10 protein-coding genes are annotated in these 16,157 nt (G+C 69.0%); 7 read left to right on the top strand and 3 right to left on the bottom strand.

Features of this window, described 5'->3' with window-relative positions; translation table 11 throughout:
• The first annotated feature begins 181 nt into the window (after positions 1 to 181).
• A complete protein-coding gene (locus AOK01_RS05145) occupies positions 182 to 850 on the top strand; it encodes a DUF1707 SHOCT-like domain-containing protein (RefSeq protein WP_055508881.1) in 669 nt (222 codons plus the stop codon).
• Positions 851 to 873: 23 nt separating this feature from the next.
• Here AOK01_RS05145 and AOK01_RS05140 read toward each other — a convergent pair whose 3' ends face one another.
• On the bottom strand, positions 874 to 1,779 hold the full coding sequence (locus AOK01_RS05140) for an NmrA family NAD(P)-binding protein (RefSeq protein ID WP_055508879.1): 906 nt from the start codon (positions 1,777 to 1,779) through the stop codon (positions 874 to 876).
• Between the two features lie 150 nt (positions 1,780 to 1,929).
• Between AOK01_RS05140 and AOK01_RS05135 the strand changes: the two genes are divergently transcribed.
• The 5 genes from AOK01_RS05135 to AOK01_RS05115 all read left to right on the top strand — a co-directional run bounded on the left by AOK01_RS05135 (position 1,930) and on the right by AOK01_RS05115 (position 6,197).
• Positions 1,930 to 2,829 carry a LysR family transcriptional regulator gene (locus AOK01_RS05135; protein ID WP_055508877.1) on the top strand — a complete coding sequence of 300 codons (900 nt, stop codon included), beginning with the start codon at positions 1,930 to 1,932 and terminating at the stop codon, positions 2,827 to 2,829.
• Positions 2,830 to 2,995: 166 nt separating this feature from the next.
• On the top strand, positions 2,996 to 3,205 hold the full coding sequence (locus tag AOK01_RS05130; protein ID WP_055508875.1) for a DUF4236 domain-containing protein: 210 nt from the start codon (positions 2,996 to 2,998) through the stop codon (positions 3,203 to 3,205).
• Positions 3,206 to 3,268: 63 nt separating this feature from the next.
• Positions 3,269 to 4,798 (top strand): helix-turn-helix domain-containing protein, encoded by a 1,530-nt coding sequence (locus tag AOK01_RS05125; protein WP_055508873.1) that lies wholly within the window; start codon positions 3,269 to 3,271, stop codon positions 4,796 to 4,798.
• Positions 4,799 to 5,130: 332 nt separating this feature from the next.
• Positions 5,131 to 5,523 carry a hypothetical protein gene (locus AOK01_RS05120; protein ID WP_055508870.1) on the top strand — a complete coding sequence of 131 codons (393 nt, stop codon included), beginning with the start codon at positions 5,131 to 5,133 and terminating at the stop codon, positions 5,521 to 5,523.
• Positions 5,524 to 5,528: 5 nt separating this feature from the next.
• On the top strand, positions 5,529 to 6,197 hold the full coding sequence (locus AOK01_RS05115; protein ID WP_055508868.1) for a nucleotidyl transferase AbiEii/AbiGii toxin family protein: 669 nt from the start codon (positions 5,529 to 5,531) through the stop codon (positions 6,195 to 6,197).
• Between the two features lie 166 nt (positions 6,198 to 6,363).
• On the opposite strand, the gene AOK01_RS05110 is transcribed toward AOK01_RS05115, so the two are convergent.
• Both AOK01_RS05110 and AOK01_RS05105 read right to left on the bottom strand, forming a co-directional pair.
• A complete protein-coding gene (locus AOK01_RS05110; RefSeq protein WP_055508865.1) occupies positions 6,364 to 12,462 on the bottom strand; it encodes a hypothetical protein in 6,099 nt (2,032 codons plus the stop codon).
• 83 nt (positions 12,463 to 12,545) lie between these two features.
• Positions 12,546 to 14,735, bottom strand: a complete 2,190-nt coding sequence (locus AOK01_RS05105) for a hypothetical protein (RefSeq protein WP_245702102.1) — start codon at positions 14,733 to 14,735, stop codon at positions 12,546 to 12,548.
• A 1,092-nt stretch (positions 14,736 to 15,827) separates the two neighbouring features.
• Here AOK01_RS05105 and AOK01_RS05100 point away from each other — a divergent pair.
• Positions 15,828 to 16,157: DNA-directed RNA polymerase subunit alpha (locus AOK01_RS05100; RefSeq protein ID WP_483855240.1), on the top strand; the 330-nt coding region annotated here is incomplete at its 3' end.

The following is a 16,157-nucleotide window of genomic DNA, read 5'->3' as shown; positions in this document are numbered from 1 at the left end:
ACGGCATGCGGTTGTTGTTGCGGCAGAGCCTCGGCATGATGGGTGCCGCATGCCGTGCGTCTGCGCTGCCCATGGCCTCTCCGCGACCGGGTCCAGCGGGAATCCGTATCGCGATATAGCGTTGGCCCACTCGCGTCGCTGCCCGTGTCGCGGAAACCTTCGACAGGACCGGGACGGAAGCATGTCGGGAGAGATCTCACCCACCGGGAAGCAGTCCGGCCCCGGTTCGCCGCCCGAGCTGCGGGCCTCTCATGCGGACCGGGACCGGGTGGTGGACGTGCTGCGCATCGCGGCGGGGGACGGTCTGTTGACCGCGGAAGAGCTGGACGAGCGTCTGGAAACCGCCCTGTCGGCGCGGACTCTGAGCGAACTGGCCGTGCTCACCACCGACTTGCCTGCCGTGTCGACCGCCGCCGACGGCACCGCGGTGGAGGCCTCAGCGGTCAAGGACGTCGTCCGGATCGAGCAGGTGTTCAGCGGCGCGGTCGAGCGGACGGGCCGCTGGGTGCTGCCGCGGCGGTTGGAGCTCGCGGTGACCTGGTGCGACGTGACGCTCGACCTCACCGAGGCCGTGATCACGCAGGACACCCTGCGGATCGACGTGGCCATGTCGGGGAAGAGCCTGACGCTGATCACGCGGCCGGGCGTCGAGGTCGATGTCGACGGCCTGACCCTGGTCCACTGCAAGCTCAGACACCGCCGCACCCGGACGCCCTCGGACACACCGACCACACTGCGAGTGGAGCTGGTGGGGCACAAGGCCCACGGCAACGTGGTGGTGCGGCCCCCGCGTCGGACGTTCGGGCAGTGGCTGCTGCGCAGGCCCGCGTCCCTTTCCGCAGGAGCTTGATTCACCTACCGCTGTCTGCGGGATCAGGCGTCGACGGCCGGTTTCCGCACGGCCGGCTTCAGTACGTCCGTGCACCACTGGCGGAACGTGGTCGGGGTGGTGAACTCGGGGGTGCGGGTGACGCCGGCGTCCAGCCCGTTGTTCTTGGCCAGCGCCATGTCGAGCAGGCCCCGCGCCATCGGCTCGGCGTATCCGTTCCGCATCAGGTTCGCCTTGTACGCCTCGCCCGGGATCCGCTGGTAGCGCACCGGCCGGCCGAGCACCTCGGAGATGACCGCGGCCATCTCGTCATGGGTGAGGTCCTCCGCGCCGAGCACCGGCACCTCCCCGAACCCCGACCCCGTCCAGGTGTCGTCGCGCAGCAGCCGGGCGGCGACCGCGGCGATGTCCCGGGTGGCGACCAGCGGGAACGACCGGTCGGGCAGCGACGGACCGTAGAACACGCCCTCGGACCTGATCGGGCCGGCCTGCCACAGCGTGTTCTCCATGAAGTACGACATGGTCAGGGCCCGGTACGACACACCGGTGGCGGCGATCAGGTCGTCCATGGCGAGCGTCGCGGCGATTGCCCCGGACTGCTTGACCTCGGGCGTGCCACGCCCCAGCACCGAGACGCCGACCACGCGCCCGACCCGCTGCGTCCGGAAGGCCTCGACCGCCGCGCGCGCGAAGCCCGAGTACGCCGCGTCGACGCCGTCCGCCCGCGGGTCGGCGGCCACCAGCCAGAAGACCGCGTCCGCGCCGGCGAACGCCTCGGCCACAACGGCCGGATCGCGATGCGAACCTCGTACGATCTCGATCCGCTCGGCGACGTCCGGCGCGAGGCGCGCCGGGTCCCGGACCACCACGCGGACCGGCGTTCCCGCCGCCAGGAGGGTGCGGACCACCTGGCCGCCGATGTGGCCGGTCGGAGCGGTGACGACGATCATGGCTTTCCCCTTTTTTCGCTGTTCGCTGTTCGCTGTTCGCTGTTCGCTTTTAGCTTTTAGCTGTTCGCTGCGGATCTGACGCTCTCAGTGAAGGCGAACCCCGGCGCCGAGCGGAAAGACCATCTCCCTCTCGATTGATACCTTGGCGGTATGAGTAGCCTGGAGACCCGGCAACTGCGGTACTTCGTGGCCGTGGCCGAGGAGCGGCACTTCGGGCGGGCCGCCCGACGGCTCGGCATGGCGCAGCCGCCGCTCTCCCGCGCGATCCGCGAGCTGGAACGGCAGCTCGGCGTGGAGTTGCTGACCCGGACGACACGCATGGTCACGCTCACGCCGGCCGGTGAGACGCTGCTGGCCGACGCCCGGGTCGCCCTGGACGCGGTCGCCACCGCCGAGCACCGGGCCCGCCGCTCCGGACGGCGACCGGTGCTCCGGCTGGCGCTCAGGGCCGACTACGACGCCGGGCTGCTGCCAAAGATCCTGGACGCGTACGACGAGTTGCCCGTCAAGCTGCTGTTCGGCGGGCCCGGTGAGCAGGTGCCGCCGCTGCACGACGGACGCGCCGACGTGGCCCTGTTGCCGACACCGTTCGACGAGCGCGGGCTGGACGTCGAACCGCTGCTGACCGGCCCGCGCGTGGTGGCACTGGCCGCGACCGACCCGCTGGCCGCACGGGCGACCGTGCGCCTGGCCGACCTGGCTGGCCGCCCGCTGCCGGACGGCACGCGGGCCGAGAGGGGCGGCCGGGATCCGGTGCGGCCCGGGGCCCGTTCGCTGGACGTCTCGCAGATCTTCAGCCTGGTCGAGGTGGGCTGCGTCGTCTGGTTCCTGCCGGAATGGGCGGCCCGGCGTTTCCCCCGGCCGAACACCGCCTACCGCCCGGTCGAGGGTCTCGACCCGGCGACGCTGGCGGTGGCCTGGCCGGCCGAGTCGCGGTCCCGCTCGGTGGCAGCCTTCGTACGGACCGCAAGGCAGGTTGCGCAGAACGCCGTTGACGATGGCCCGCCGGAGCCAGCCACCCTCTCAGCCTCAAGGCCATCCCCTGACTGAGGGGCGTCACACTGCTGCCGGCCGTCTGCGCGACGCCGAGGCCCGACGGGCTGACACCGGACCGCGGGGGCGCCCGTGACCATCTCCGGAAGGCTCAGGGGGCAGGAACTCCTGGCGTAGCGGTCGGTGTTCGGGGTACCCGGCGTCGGACGACAAGGAGGCACGCATGCCCCTCACCTTCCGCAAGAGCTTCCGGATCCTGCCCGGGGTGCGGCTGAACATCAACCGGAAGTCGTGGTCCCTCACCACGGGCGGCCGCAACGGACCCAGGCGCACGCACAGCAGCACCGGACGGCGTACCACCTCGATGGACCTCCCCGGCCCCTTCGGCTGGCGGCGCACCACCAGCGCCGGCAAGCGCCCCAAGCGCCGCTGAGACACCATCACCCCAACGGGCCCCCCGAGATGCCACATCTCATATGTGAGATAGCCTGCCGTTATGGCAGACGACTATCTCGTACGCATCGGCAAGCTCATCCGTGACGCCCGTCAGCACCGGGGCTGGACACAGACGCAGCTGGCCGAAGCGCTCGGCACCAGTCAGAGCGCGGTGAACCGCATCGAGCGCGGCAACCAAAACATCAGCCTTGAGATGATCGCTCGAATCGGTGAAGCGCTGGACAGCGAGATCGTCTCGCTCGGCTACGCGGGCCCCATGCACCTGCGCGTGGTCGGCGGACGTCGGCTCTCCGGCTCGATCGACGTGAAGACCAGCAAGAACGCGTGCGTGGCGCTGCTCTGCGCGACGCTCCTGAACAAGGGCCGCACGGTGCTGCGCCGCGTCGCGCGCATCGAGGAGGTGTACCGCCTTCTGGAGGTGCTCGGCTCCATCGGCGTACGCACCCGCTGGATCAACGACGGCGTGGATCTGGAGATCGTGCCGCCGGCCGCGCTGGAGATGGAGTCCATCGACGAGACGGCGGCCCGTCGCACCCGCTCGATCATCATGTTCCTCGGCCCGCTGCTGCACCGCATGGACAGCTTCAAGCTGCCGTACGCGGGCGGCTGCGACCTCGGGACGCGGACCATCGAACCGCACATGATCGCGCTGCGGCGGTTCGGGCTCGACATCGCGGCCACCGAGGGCATGTACCACGCGCGCGTGGACCGCAAGGTGGCCCCGGGCCGTCCCATCGTGCTGACCGAGCGCGGCGACACGGTGACCGAGAACGCGCTGCTGGCCGCCGCCCGCCACGACGGCACGACCGTCATCCGCAACGCCTCCTCCAACTACATGGTCCAGGACCTGTGCTTCTTCCTGGAGGCGCTGGGTGTCCGGGTGGAGGGCGTCGGCACCACGACGCTCACCGTGCACGGTGTGCCGAACATCGACGTGGACGTGGACTACTCGCCGTCCGAGGACCCGGTCGAGGCGATGAGCCTGCTGACCGCAGCGGTCGTCACCGAGTCCGAGCTGACCGTGCGCCGGGTGCCGATCGAGTTCCTGGAGATCGAGCTGGCGGTGCTGGAGGAGATGGGCCTCGACCACGACCGCACACCGGAGTACTTCGCCGACAACGGCCGTACGCGCCTGGTGGACCTCACCGTCCGGCCCTCCAAGCTGGAGGCGCCGATCGACAAGATCCACCCGATGCCGTTCCCGGGTCTGAACATCGACAACGTCCCGTTCTTCGCGGCCATCGCGGCCTCCGCGCAGGGCCAGACGCTGATCCACGACTGGGTCTACGACAACCGCGCGATCTACCTCACGGACCTGAACCGCCTCGGCGGACGCCTCCAGCTCCTCGACCCGCACCGCGTACTGGTCGAGGGCCCCACCCGCTGGCGCGCCGCCGAGATGATGTGCCCGCCCGCGCTGCGCCCCGCGGTCGTCGTCCTGCTGGCGATGATGGCGGCCGAGGGCACATCCGTCCTGCGGAACGTGTACGTCATCAACCGCGGGTACGAGGACCTGGCCGAGCGGCTCAACTCGGTCGGGGCCCAGATCGAGATCTTCCGGGACATCTGAGCGTCTTCAGGAACAACGCCACTACGCCCCTTCTGACCTACATGTATGCGGGCCCGGAGGGGATTCGGCTTCGCCTGTGGGACTTCTCAGAAACTTTCAAGCCGGCCGGGAAACCGCCTCGGCCTCAGGGACGGATCACCCGGCACACCACGCGACGCGTCACCGGCAGGACGTCGGTCTGAGTGGCCCATCGACGAGCACGAGTCAGGGCGGGTTTCTCGACTCACCGCCTTGCCCCCACGCTCAGACACGCTGCGCGAGCCCGTCCCGCTCATTGCGGTCGCAAGCGCACATCATGCCCCTTGCCGCTCCCCCGCCGTCATAATGGAGACATGTCCTCGAACCCGCAGCACCCCGCACCCGCGCCGAGCGACCCCTCGGACGCGGTCGCCGCGGATCTCGCGCTGTACCGGGAGAAGTTCCGGCGGCGGCTGCCGGAGTCACTGGACGAGTTGCACGGCCCGAGCCAAGGGACTGTGGAGCTGCCACTGCACATGGCCTGGTCGGGGATGACCTCGTACGACCTGAGCAAACCTCGCCAGCGTATGGGCTTGTACCGCACCGTCCTCCACGAGGGCCTGCACGACGACCTGCCCCGCTACCTCAGCCAGGACCTGCTCCTCCAACTGTGGCCGGTGCTGCGCACCCTCGTCGGCCGCAGCGTGCGCTCCGTGTGGGAAGACGCTTTTCCACAGCTCGCCTCCCGCACCCGGGCAGCGGCGTGACGGACATGCCGGAGCTGCACACGCGGCTCCTGGCGGATGTGATCGCGCTCGGTTCTCCGTATCCCCTGGTTCTCACCGGTGGATACGCCGTGCGGGCACACCGTCTCGTGAACCGACCCAGCCAGGACCTCGACGTCGCCACCGAGAACCCGGCGCCCATGGCCGACATCGCCGCCACACTCCGCGTCGGACTGGAAGCCCGCGGCTGGAAGGTGCACGCGCTGGAAACCGCTCCGCTGTCCGCCCGCTTCACCGTAACTGACCCAGCAACGGGGCAGGGCTGCGAAGTCGACATCCTCAAGGAGATCTTCTGGCGGCCGGTCGCCCAGAGCCCGTACGGGCCCGTCCTCGCGGAGGAGGACGTGATCGGGACCAAGGTCCGCGCCCTCGCCGATCGCGGAGCGCCGCGCGATCTCATCGACGTGTTCGCGGCCTCCCGCCGCTGGACCGATGCCGAGCTGGAGGAGTTCGGCCGCCGCCACGCCCGTGGCCGCTTCGAACGCGAGGACCTGCAGTCGAACCTCACGGGCGCCGAGTGGACCGACGACGAAGCCTTCGCCGCCTATGGACTCGATGACGCCACCATCACCGCTCTCCGCGTCTGGGCCTTGGGATGGGCCGACGACCTCGCCACCCGCCTCCTCGAAGAGGCCGGTGATCCGGACATCGACTGAGCAGGTGCGCTTGGCCTCCAGGGCCTTGGCCGTAAGGAAAGCCAGCGTGAACAGGGCAGCGCGCCATCGAATACGTACGACGTGCCTGGTCGGCTATCGGCAAGATGACCGTGAAAGACGACCGGTCGCCCGAACGTACGGACGACCGGACCGGTGTCACACACTGTCACGCACGGAGCGCCATGCACTGGCGCAACAGCGGTTCCAGACGCAAGTGGATGTTTTCGCGGTCGAATACCTGAAGAGCGTCGAGGCAGTTGACGATCCACCGCGCCTCGTCCTCGTCCTCGATCTTGAGCGCCACAGCGGTCACCGCGCCCTCCAGATCGAAGGGACCGTCCTTGAACTCGTCATCGAGGGCTCGGTAGCCAGCGGCAAGCAGCGGGTCCTCGTACACGCCGGTCGCCTCGGCGAACGCCCTGGCCTCGGTCCGGTCCACGCTGAGACCGGCCAGACGGCGCAACACGTCGTCAGGGTCGCCCAGTTCACCGTGCAGGCGATGTGCTCGTCCTACCAGGAGCGGCCAGCCGCCGGTCAGGTCGTGGAGACGGTCCAGACGGTCCTCCGTATGGAACATGTTGACACGCTGAGCCCAGCCGCGCAGGCTGCGGCGGTCATGTCGGCGCAGCACCACCGGGACGGCCGATGTGGGTTCGCTTCCCATCAGCAGGGGGCGCCACAGGGCCAGCTGAGTGGTATCGGTGACGAGGACTACCGCGCGAGTGACCCCCGGGATGGCGGGCAGCAGTGTCTCGGCCAGATCGACGGCCTCCCGGCAGGTCGCAGGCCGCACCGGGTCCCGGTAGTTGACGAAGTCACTGATGACGACACGTCGTTCGCGGGGACGTCCGCCGGTGAGCTGTTGCTTGTAGACGCTGGGCTTGCCGACGGGCGGCAGCGTCCAGCCATCGATCGGTCCGGCGATCGTACGCAAGGCCCGGGCAACGTCGGTGACTCCGGTGGCGGATGTGCCGAGGACGACCCTGGTCCGGCTGGACCGTTCACCCAGAAGATCGTCAAGTTGCGCGTTGGTCAGTGGAGCCGGCTGGCCGTCGGGCAGCTCGGGGCGGCCTTCCTGCACGATGCTCTCCTGGAGTTCACAGTCCTGTTCGGCCCTGAGCAGGCGGGCCTCCACCTCGTGGGAGGTACCGATCATGCGCAGGGCGTTGGGGCCGCGCAGATGCCAACCCAGGCCGTCGTGGTTGGGCGCGAGAATACCGAGGCCGACCATCTCGGAGAGATAGGCGCGGAAGCCCTCGGTGTCGAGCTGTTCGAACCCCTTGCGCCAGTACGTCTCGCACTCCTCGCGCAGTTCGGTGTCGCTCAGCCGAACCTCCAGGCCATGATGACGGGCGTGGTACGCCAGCACGTTGGCGATCACGTCGTAACGGTGGTCGAGGCTCAGCGTGTCCTTGAAAGCCGCCGAGATGCCATCTCTGAGCGCGGCGTCCGACTCTACGACCTCGAAGTCGGTCACCTCCACCTCATAAGGGGGTCCCTCGGCTCCGCGCCGCGCCCGCTTGCGGTGCATCAGCTCGACCAGCCGGTGCCCGAACATCTGGAGCAGGAAGGGCTGGTAGGAGCAGTAGCCGAGCACCCGGTTGACGAGATCCAGGTCCTTGAACTCGAACCCGAGCGCCCTCATCGGCTCGACCAGCAACTCGGCCGCGGACTGGGGAGCCAGCGGGCCGATCACCTTAGGGGTCTGCGCGAGGTGGCCGAACGGCCCGTTACTCGCGAGCTTGGAGAATCGCTGCACAGAGTGCAGTCCGGCAAAGACGACCTTGGCGCGGTCCTTGGTGTCGGACCCGAGGCCCTTGAGCTTCTTGGTCTGGTCGAAGCGCGGGGCGTCCGCCTCGAAGAACTGGTCGCACTCGTCGAGCAGGATCAGCAGGCGGCGGCGCGAGTCCCCGTCCAGCCAGGTCCGGATACCGGCGCGCACCCGCTCGGAGATCTCCTGCCCTTTCCTACGCCCCTGCAGCCGGTCGTCGAGTACTTGCGCCTCGGTCAGCTCCCGCCCCAGGACGCTCCAGAGCCTCTCGGGCCCGAACGAGCTTCCCTTGCCGATGTTCTCCTGGTCGAGGTTGACGTACACCGCCTGGTGGTAGCCGGGGCGTTGGTCCGTGAACCGTTCCCCGGCATCGGCGAGCAGTGCTGACTTGCCGAGTCCCCGGCCGCCGTAGATGACCTGGGTGCCACGCGGGTCGAGGATGCTTTTGCGTTCGGCGTCACGGCCGTAGAACATCTCGCCGCCGATCCGGCCGCGCTTCTCCCTGATGTACGGGTTGACGCCGGAGAAGGGCAGCAGTGTCTGCGTGGCGGTGCTGACCTGGCGATTGCCGCGGGCAGCGAGGTAGGCGAGGGCGGCATCGTCCACAACCAGCAGCGGCTGCAACCGACCTGAGCCGACGGCGAGTTCGACGCGGGCCTCACGGCTCAGTGTTCCGAAGTAGACGACGAGGAGGCTCACATCGCTGGTGTCACGCTCTGCCCAGCTCATGACGACCTTGGCGGGCGGTCTGCCCCAGACCATCATCACCCGCAGATTACCGCCCTGCTCCCTGATCTGTGAGCCGAAAGCGGGCGCCTTCGCCCTGCCGTTGATCTCCACCCCGGTTGCTTCGAAGAGACGGTATTCCCTCCGGTGCTGGGACCGGTCGTCGAGCGGCCTGGCGCTCTTGGCGTCGTAGCCGAGGAGCTTGAGGAGCGGCGGCACCTGTCGCGTCGGAGCCACTTGAAGTCGGTCTTTCCGCTCGACGGCGGCCAGCGCGCGCCACTCGTCGAGGACGTCGGCCGCAAGTGCCGCCTCGTCGGTGGAAAGGCCGCCGTAGTCCAGGACGGGAAGTATCGGATGCTTGCCGCCGGACCGGACCAGGTCGATGAGGCCGTGGTCGATGCCTCCCGGCAGGCCGTCGGGCACGGCCGGGAAGAAGTCGGGCAGGTGGGACTCGCCTCCCTCGATCTCCGGGACGAGTTCGCCGATCTCCAGGAAGTAGACGAGGTCAGCAGCGGTGGCCAGGTCGTTCGTCTCCAGGCGCCGCAAGATCTGGGCCCGCTCCTCCCCGGTGGGGTCCAGGGCGTCGAGCCGGGCGCGGATCCGGTCGGCCGCCTGCTGCCGGAAGGCGGGCAGGTTACTCCGTACCGCGTCGAGCGCCCGGCGCACATCCAGCAGGTCGTGCCGTTCGGGGCCTTCAAGGCGGTCATGGGCGTCGGCGAGCAGCTCCTGGAGGCCCAGGTCCTGGTCCTCGGTCACGGCACCGTCCGCCTGAGCGCGGTGCAGCTCGGCGACGAGCTCGTCATGTGCCTTGCGCAGGTGCGTGCGCCGGACGGCCTCCCGGTCGTCGATCTCGGTGTCCACGAGCAGGGCGGACTCCCCGCCCCGGCCGGCGGGAAGCAGCCCTTGTCCGGCCAACTCGACGATGGTACGGGCCGCGGTGAAGGCGTCGTGGGAGAGCCGCTCGTCGAAGGCATCCTGCCAACTCCGGCCGACCGCGGTGAGAAGCTCATCGAGCGACGGTCGCTCGTCAGGGGTGTCGCACACCTTCAGCAGTTCCGCATTCAGCACGAGTTCCGGGTCGATCGGACCGCCGGAACGCATGGTCAGGGCGTCACCGGCCAGCAGAGCGAACAGGTCCTCCATCGAGGCGCGTGCCGCCCAGGCCGTTGCGGCCGAGACAGCGTCCGAGCGCCGCGCCAGCTGCTCCAGATCTCCCAGCGCCGCCTCCCTGCCGTTCAGCAGGGACTGGCGAAGGGAGGAGATCTCCTTGGCCGCACGGTTGCCGTCGGAACGGTCCCCGCGGCGGGTGCCGTCGACCGCCAGGCACCACTCCTTGACGAGGCTGACGGTTCGCTCCACGAGATGCACCAGGTCCTGCCGCCCGGAGCCTTGCAGCGGCTTGCCGCTGGACGAGCGGTGCTTGCGGTCCATGCGCTCGATCTCGCTGTTGACCTCGGCCATCTTCGATAGCCGCTCGGTCTGCTCACGCACCTGCTGCATCGCTTCGCGGTTGTCGCCGACGACGGTCATGAGCATCGATCCGAGCATCCCGTCGTCGGCCAGCCAACGCTTGGCGATCTCCGTCGCCCGCGCGAACCGCAGCCTCTGTGGCGCGAGCAGGGCACTGCTGTGCTTGCGCAACTCCCGCAGCCGGGCCTCGCTTCGGGAGGTATCGGCAACCAACGGGGAAGCGATCATCAGGGCGCCGCTGAGGGCACGGTCGGCGACGGCGGTCGCCGCCTCCCCGAGCCGGTCCGGAAGCCGGGGCACCAGTGCCTTGAGCTGAGCGCCTGCCAAATGGTCGCCAGTGATCAGTGCGCTACGCAGCAGGGCGGGCAGCAGCAGGAGTTCGCTGCCCTCCGTGTCCTGGCCCGCGTATGCGCCGTACTCCTGGAGCAGGTCCGCCGTCAGCCGGGCGCCCTGGCTGTCACCGGAGGTGAGCAGCGCAGCGGCACCTGCCAGGCGCAACACCGCCACCTGGGGCTCTGGGCGGCCGACGGCCCTCGCCAGATGGTGGGCAAGTCCGAAGCGCCGGTCCAGGACCAGCTGTGCCAAGGCCTGCTCGACTGTGGCCTCGTCGGTGTCGTCTTCTGTAGACGGGGCTGCTTCTCGGACAGGCACGTCCTCGCTGGGACGCATCGTGGGTGCGGCGGGGGCCGAGGCGGGCGTATCCGGGCCCGGGTGGGGTGCCGGGTGACTGTCGACAGAGGGCGTGGCCCGTGCGTCGCCGGCGCGGACCGACTCCAGGGCCGTCGTCGGGGCGGGCGCGGCGACTTCCGGTTCGAGGGTGAAGTGGCGCGCAGCGTCCTCGGTGGAGTGGCCGCCGGTCTCCTCTGTCTCTGTCCGGTCGGCTGGTTGTACGGCCTCGTACTCCACGGTCGTCTCGGCGGCGGCGGACTCGGTGATGCTGCCCGCCTGGCCCCCGGCGGATTCGCGGCCGGCGCTCTCCGACTCGGCCAAGGCCAGGTCAGGGGCCATGACCACCGCCATGGCACACGTGGGCATCACCTGCACGACCTGCGCCTGCAGAGCCAGAATCTCCGCGGCGGCATCCGTCTGCCGCCCCAGTCTGATGAGCCGGGCCAAGGCGGCCAGCGCGGCACTTTCCTCCCTATTCGACTCCTCCCACACCGGTGTGTCCAGCAGGCTGCGGGCCGCGCCTCGCACGGCCTCGGCGGCAGTGCCGGCAGCGGCGGAGCTGTCCGGACGGGAGGCGACATCCAGCAGTTCCCGCAGCAGTTCCCGCGCCTGGAGGTCACGCTCGTGCGCCGCATGGTGCGCGCGTGCGGCGGACGTCAAGTCCTCCAGGCGGCGAGGTACCCCTTCGATCCCCGCCACGCGGAGCACCGCGTCGACGTTGTCGAAGACGGCACCCAGCGCGGCCAGCGGAGCCAGGTCCTCGTCCGACGGAGGGCAACCGTCCACGACCGCACTGGTCACCTTCTCCGCGGATTGCCGGGCTTGCGCAAGGGCCGACTCCAGTTGTCGGCAGGCCGTCTCCGGGTCCGCCTCCTCGTCGGTTCGGGCGCCGTCGGACGCCGTAGCGCTCATACCGTGAGAAGCGCCGGGGCCGGGTACGACGAGTTCGGAGGCGGGGGTATTCATGCCCGACCGGTCGGCGGCTGCACGCACAGGCTTTCCGTCGCCCGCGAGCGGCGGCTCGTCGTCTTCCGCTGCTCCGGGGGCGAAGGCCGGGTTCGCCTCCACGATGGACCGCGCCACTGCACCGACAGCGGCGAGCTGAGTCGTTTGCCTGTCATCGGCCGTCAGCGCGAACCAGTCCTGGTCCGCCGCCCAGGCAAGAATGTGGGCGTCGGCGACGGAGGCGTTGCACCATGCGAACACCGTGGCCCGGACGAGCGTCGTGCCCCACCGGGCGACAGGGTCGGGCCCCGTCTCACCGGCCTGCGCGAGGACCAGGTTGCCCACCTGACTCATCACAGTGACCGTCAGTCCTTTGATCCCGCATGTGCAATTGTGCTGCCGCGCCTCACGCCGCAGCCTGGCGAGAACGTCCTGGCACAGAGCACTGCTCACCCGCCGAGGGGCCGCCATACGGATGCCCAGGCTGCCGAGCAACTCCTGTCGGTCCTTCGGTCGCAGGGAGTTGAAGGCCAGTTCCACCATGTCGACCGTGAGGTCGTTCAGGGCGGCGACGGCCGGGGGTTCCAAGGCGTTGAGCGCCGCGGCCAGGCCCTCAAGGTCCTGGGCCGAGACATTCGACGGGGACCACGGTGGTCCCGTGACGACGCGGTAGCGGTCCTGCATGTACGCGTACTCCTTTTCTGTAAACACCAAGAAGAAGCAAGGGGGGCTGGCCGGACCCGTGGACACGCAAAAGCTGTGACGGATCAGCGGCCGCGCGTGTGCTCGGTGACGAACGTGTACCCGTGGGGCAATTCCCAGCCGTCCGCCTTGCCGAGCCCGCGGCAGTGCTCCCGAAAGGCCGCACGCTGAACGTCACTGGGTGAGCAACCCGGTCGCAGACGGCGCAGATGGCCGGGGACGAACTGGACGTCCCGCAGCCCCTCACCACCCGGATCGCTGTCGCCCCAGGGACGTATCACCCGCGGCAGGGCAGGGCAGTAGCCGATGAGAGCGATGGTCCGCTGTCCGTCGCACGGCGGGAAATGCGGCTGGCCCCAAGCGTCTCGGCTCCCGAGGGCCGGTTCCAGGAGCCGTTCCGCAAGCAGTTCCGAGACGGCCGATTCCAACGCGGCGGCCTGTGACCGGGTCGGCCGACGCCCGTAGATCGCGCTCGGCAGGACCGAACGATCCATCAGCGCATGGCCATCCAGGGTGAGCAGGCCGCAACGGCGCACGGTGCGCATCACCAACTGCCGGGGGCCGAGCCTGACCGCGCTGTCACCGTGGCGGTCACTTCCTGGGACATCCTCCCTCGTGAGCACACAAGGGTCGTAACAGTGCCCGGTCGCACGGTCGCCGACCTGCGCCCGTTCCCTGAGCCGTATCGTGGTCAAGTGGATCACCGAACCACCACGGAGCCGACACAGCTCAAGTATCAGGCCGGGAAAGAAGCCGCCGGGCCAGGTTATTCCGGTCAACCGGGCCGAGTCGTCGACGAGTTCGACCGTGACGTCCTGCACCGCCTCCTTCTCGTCCAACACCTCGCCAGCATGGTTGAGTTCGAGTCGAACAGTGGGGTACGCACCGTGAGACCGGCGAAGTTCCTCGGCGACGTACGGATGCACGGGGAACCAGCCGTCGATGAGCTGCGCCAGCCGCAGGGGTGCCCGCCAGACGATCTCCTGCGCGTCGCTCCGCAGGAGATCGCCGGTGCCGAGAAAGGCGCCGTCGGGCAGGGGCAGATCGACCGGCTCGGACTCTGTTTCCGGCTCCGATGGCGCGGAAAACGCGGACGTCCAGCCGCGTCCGGTCGGAGTCAGTGGATCTCCGGGCACTTCTGCATCACCGGGATGATGGGATCGCCACACTCCTCCGCCCTCGAAGGCGTCGTCGAGCGTGATCCGAGAGCCGTTCTCGAACAGGCCCTGGTCGCTCTCCCCTTGAACGACGTCGGCAAGCGCCACATTCGCCCGGCACACCGCTGCTGCGTACCCCACTCCCCTGAGAAGTTCCGCCGCCCCGGGGAACCCGCGAAGCCGCGGTCCGACCGCTGTGTACACGGTGACCGGCGTGGTGAGGCCGTAGCGCCGCCTCCCCGGGGTGGCCGCGCGTTCGACCGCCGCGGCAAGCGACCTGAGGTCATCGCCGCCCAGCGGCCCGGAGTTGCGCCAGCAGTCCGCAAGGGATGTCCGGGTCATCGCGTAGTCACCCCATGTGCGTAAGGCGGCGATGGAGTTGAGCACACCCCGCACCGTGCCGAGGAGACCAAGCAGCCCCGCCCGCAAGTCGTCGTCGCGCGTGCCGCCCACCAGCGCAGCGAGAGACACGGGTACGAGAGGGCTGAGCAGCTGCTCCCGTGCCGTCGTCAGGAGATGGTCCGCATAGGCCGTCAGGTCGTCGCGCCGGGCTGCCTCCGGGGACGGGTACCGGACGTCGACGACGACATGCCCGTCCTCGTTGATCCAGCGCCGGCGCGTACGTAAGCGGTGAAGCTGCGCCGATGAAAGGCTCAGAGCCGGGCCAAAGGCATCAAGGTCCAGGACCAGGAGTTCCCTTCGCCGTGGTGCGGCGCCGTCTCCCGGCCTCCCCCGGCCCTCGGCTCCTGCAGGCGCCCCCGACACCCAGGCCGGTACGTCGCCGAGGGTGCCCATCTCAGGGTGGGCACCCTCCCGATAGACGATCTCGGCATACAACGGGTCCGATCCGGTGGCGACACACACCATGGCACCGACCGGGAGCACGGGGGCGCACTCTCCGAAGGTGATCACAGGGAAGTCGTCGACGCAGAGCGGGCTGCCGCCGTAGCCGTCGCCGCCGACCTCGTACCCGAAGTACACGGCGTTGAAGGCGACGGTGGTGTGCACGGGCGCCGGGCGGGCCGCGACAACCGCTTCGAGATAGCTCCGCAACCGATCCCGTTCTTCGTCGGGTACGGCGTCGTAGCCTTTCGTCATGACAGGAGTCAGTAGGGCCCGATCACCGTAAGGATCAGGCACCTGCGATCTGTCACATGGCGTCGATGACGCTGCCGGCCCCCCACGTTCGTCAACCGTTGCCATCACATACGGGTCCCCACCCATGACACCTCCGCCGCGCTTCAGGCCGCTGCGGTCTGACGTGCGGTAATTCCCGCAGAGTATGCCGACCCGGAACATTCCGGAAGCACTTTCGTCACTTTGAGATGATTGGCAGTAACTCACATCGACACACCCGCGCGCCCACCCCAGACCGAGTTGGCGTAGGAGCACAGCACCCGATGCGTTTATCTACCGGTTCCAAACCGTGCGGCTTCGCGTAGTCGACGACGCGCCGCCACTTCGCAACCTCGTCGTCATCGGGATCATTGATCCGATCGCGCCCCTCGGCGACGAGCCACTCGCCCAGCTCTCGAGTCTCCGCCCTCCGGGTGTGTGAGACAGGCCACTCGTTGTAGGGCGTCCGAGGCACGACAGGCACCGCCGACTCACTGCCGCCGGCGAACGCAGAGTCGTCGTCGCTCATCAGAGACCCACGATCCCGCAAGGCGTCACCCGAGCGCCAGTCAGTCGACGTCCAGGTTCCAGCACCTTCGTCAGCAACGGGGCCTTTCGAGGAGTCTGTGATGCCGTTCGATCAAGGCGGGCCTTCGACGCACATGAACCGGACCACACCGCGCTGCCTCACCCTCACCAGAGCCCGAAGGCCGCCCTTCGCACTGGGAGCCCTCTGGGACTTTTCTGGGACTTCCGGACATGTCAACGAGCACGAACGTGAAACAGCCGAAAGGTCATCTGCGCAGGTCAGCGACGCGAATCCGCCAAGCGTGCCAGGCTCCGAGGCCACCTGGCCTCTTCCGGGACATCTGACCGTCCGAGTGGACGTATCTGACGTATCTGCGGGGTCCGGCACCGGCCGTGCACGTGTTCGTCGACCGGAAGCCGCGTCCGGTGCTTCCCCCGAGTCGGGGGGTCGGGCGGTTCGGTCTCTGCCGGGGCCGCGGCACGTCGTACCCTTCGTAGTGTCTACGGCGTCAAATAGCGGGCGCCGAAAAGTGGAGGCAAGACCCCGTGCTCATTGCTCAGCGTCCGTCCCTGACCGAAGAAGTCGTCGACGAGTTCCGCTCCCGGTTCGTCATCGAGCCGCTGGAGCCGGGCTTCGGCTACACGCTCGGCAACTCTCTCCGCCGCACTCTCCTGTCCTCGATCCCGGGCGCGGCGGTCACGTCCATCCGGATCGACGGCGTTCTGCACGAGTTCACCACCGTGCCGGGCGTCAAGGAGGACGTCACCGACCTGATCCTCAACATCAAGCAGCTCGTCGTCAGCAGCGAGCAGGACGAGCCGGTCGTGATGTACCTGCGCAAGCAGGGTCCCGGCCTGGTCACCGCCGCCGACATC

It is taken from the genome of Streptomyces aurantiacus (genome assembly GCF_001418335.1).
Lineage (GTDB): Bacteria > Actinomycetota > Actinomycetes > Streptomycetales > Streptomycetaceae > Streptomyces > Streptomyces aurantiacus.
Note: the sequence above shows the minus strand (reverse complement) of the source record. Positions and strands in the feature narration are given on the sequence as shown.

Excerpts from the sequence above, each read along its gene's own strand:
- AOK01_RS05145 (WP_055508881.1), top strand. The coding sequence starts at position 182 with ATGTCGGGAGAGATCTCACCCACCGGGAAGCAGTCCGGCCCCGGTTCG.
- AOK01_RS05140 (WP_055508879.1), bottom strand. The coding sequence starts at position 1,779 with ATGATCGTCGTCACCGCTCCGACCGGCCACATCGGCGGCCAGGTGGTC.
- AOK01_RS05135 (WP_055508877.1), top strand. The coding sequence starts at position 1,930 with ATGAGTAGCCTGGAGACCCGGCAACTGCGGTACTTCGTGGCCGTGGCC.
- AOK01_RS05130 (WP_055508875.1), top strand. The coding sequence starts at position 2,996 with ATGCCCCTCACCTTCCGCAAGAGCTTCCGGATCCTGCCCGGGGTGCGG.
- AOK01_RS05125 (WP_055508873.1), top strand. The coding sequence starts at position 3,269 with ATGGCAGACGACTATCTCGTACGCATCGGCAAGCTCATCCGTGACGCC.
- AOK01_RS05120 (WP_055508870.1), top strand. The coding sequence starts at position 5,131 with ATGTCCTCGAACCCGCAGCACCCCGCACCCGCGCCGAGCGACCCCTCG.
- AOK01_RS05115 (WP_055508868.1), top strand. The coding sequence starts at position 5,529 with ATGCCGGAGCTGCACACGCGGCTCCTGGCGGATGTGATCGCGCTCGGT.
- AOK01_RS05110 (WP_055508865.1), bottom strand. The coding sequence starts at position 12,462 with ATGCAGGACCGCTACCGCGTCGTCACGGGACCACCGTGGTCCCCGTCG.
- AOK01_RS05105 (WP_245702102.1), bottom strand. The coding sequence starts at position 14,735 with ATGACGAAAGGCTACGACGCCGTACCCGACGAAGAACGGGATCGGTTG.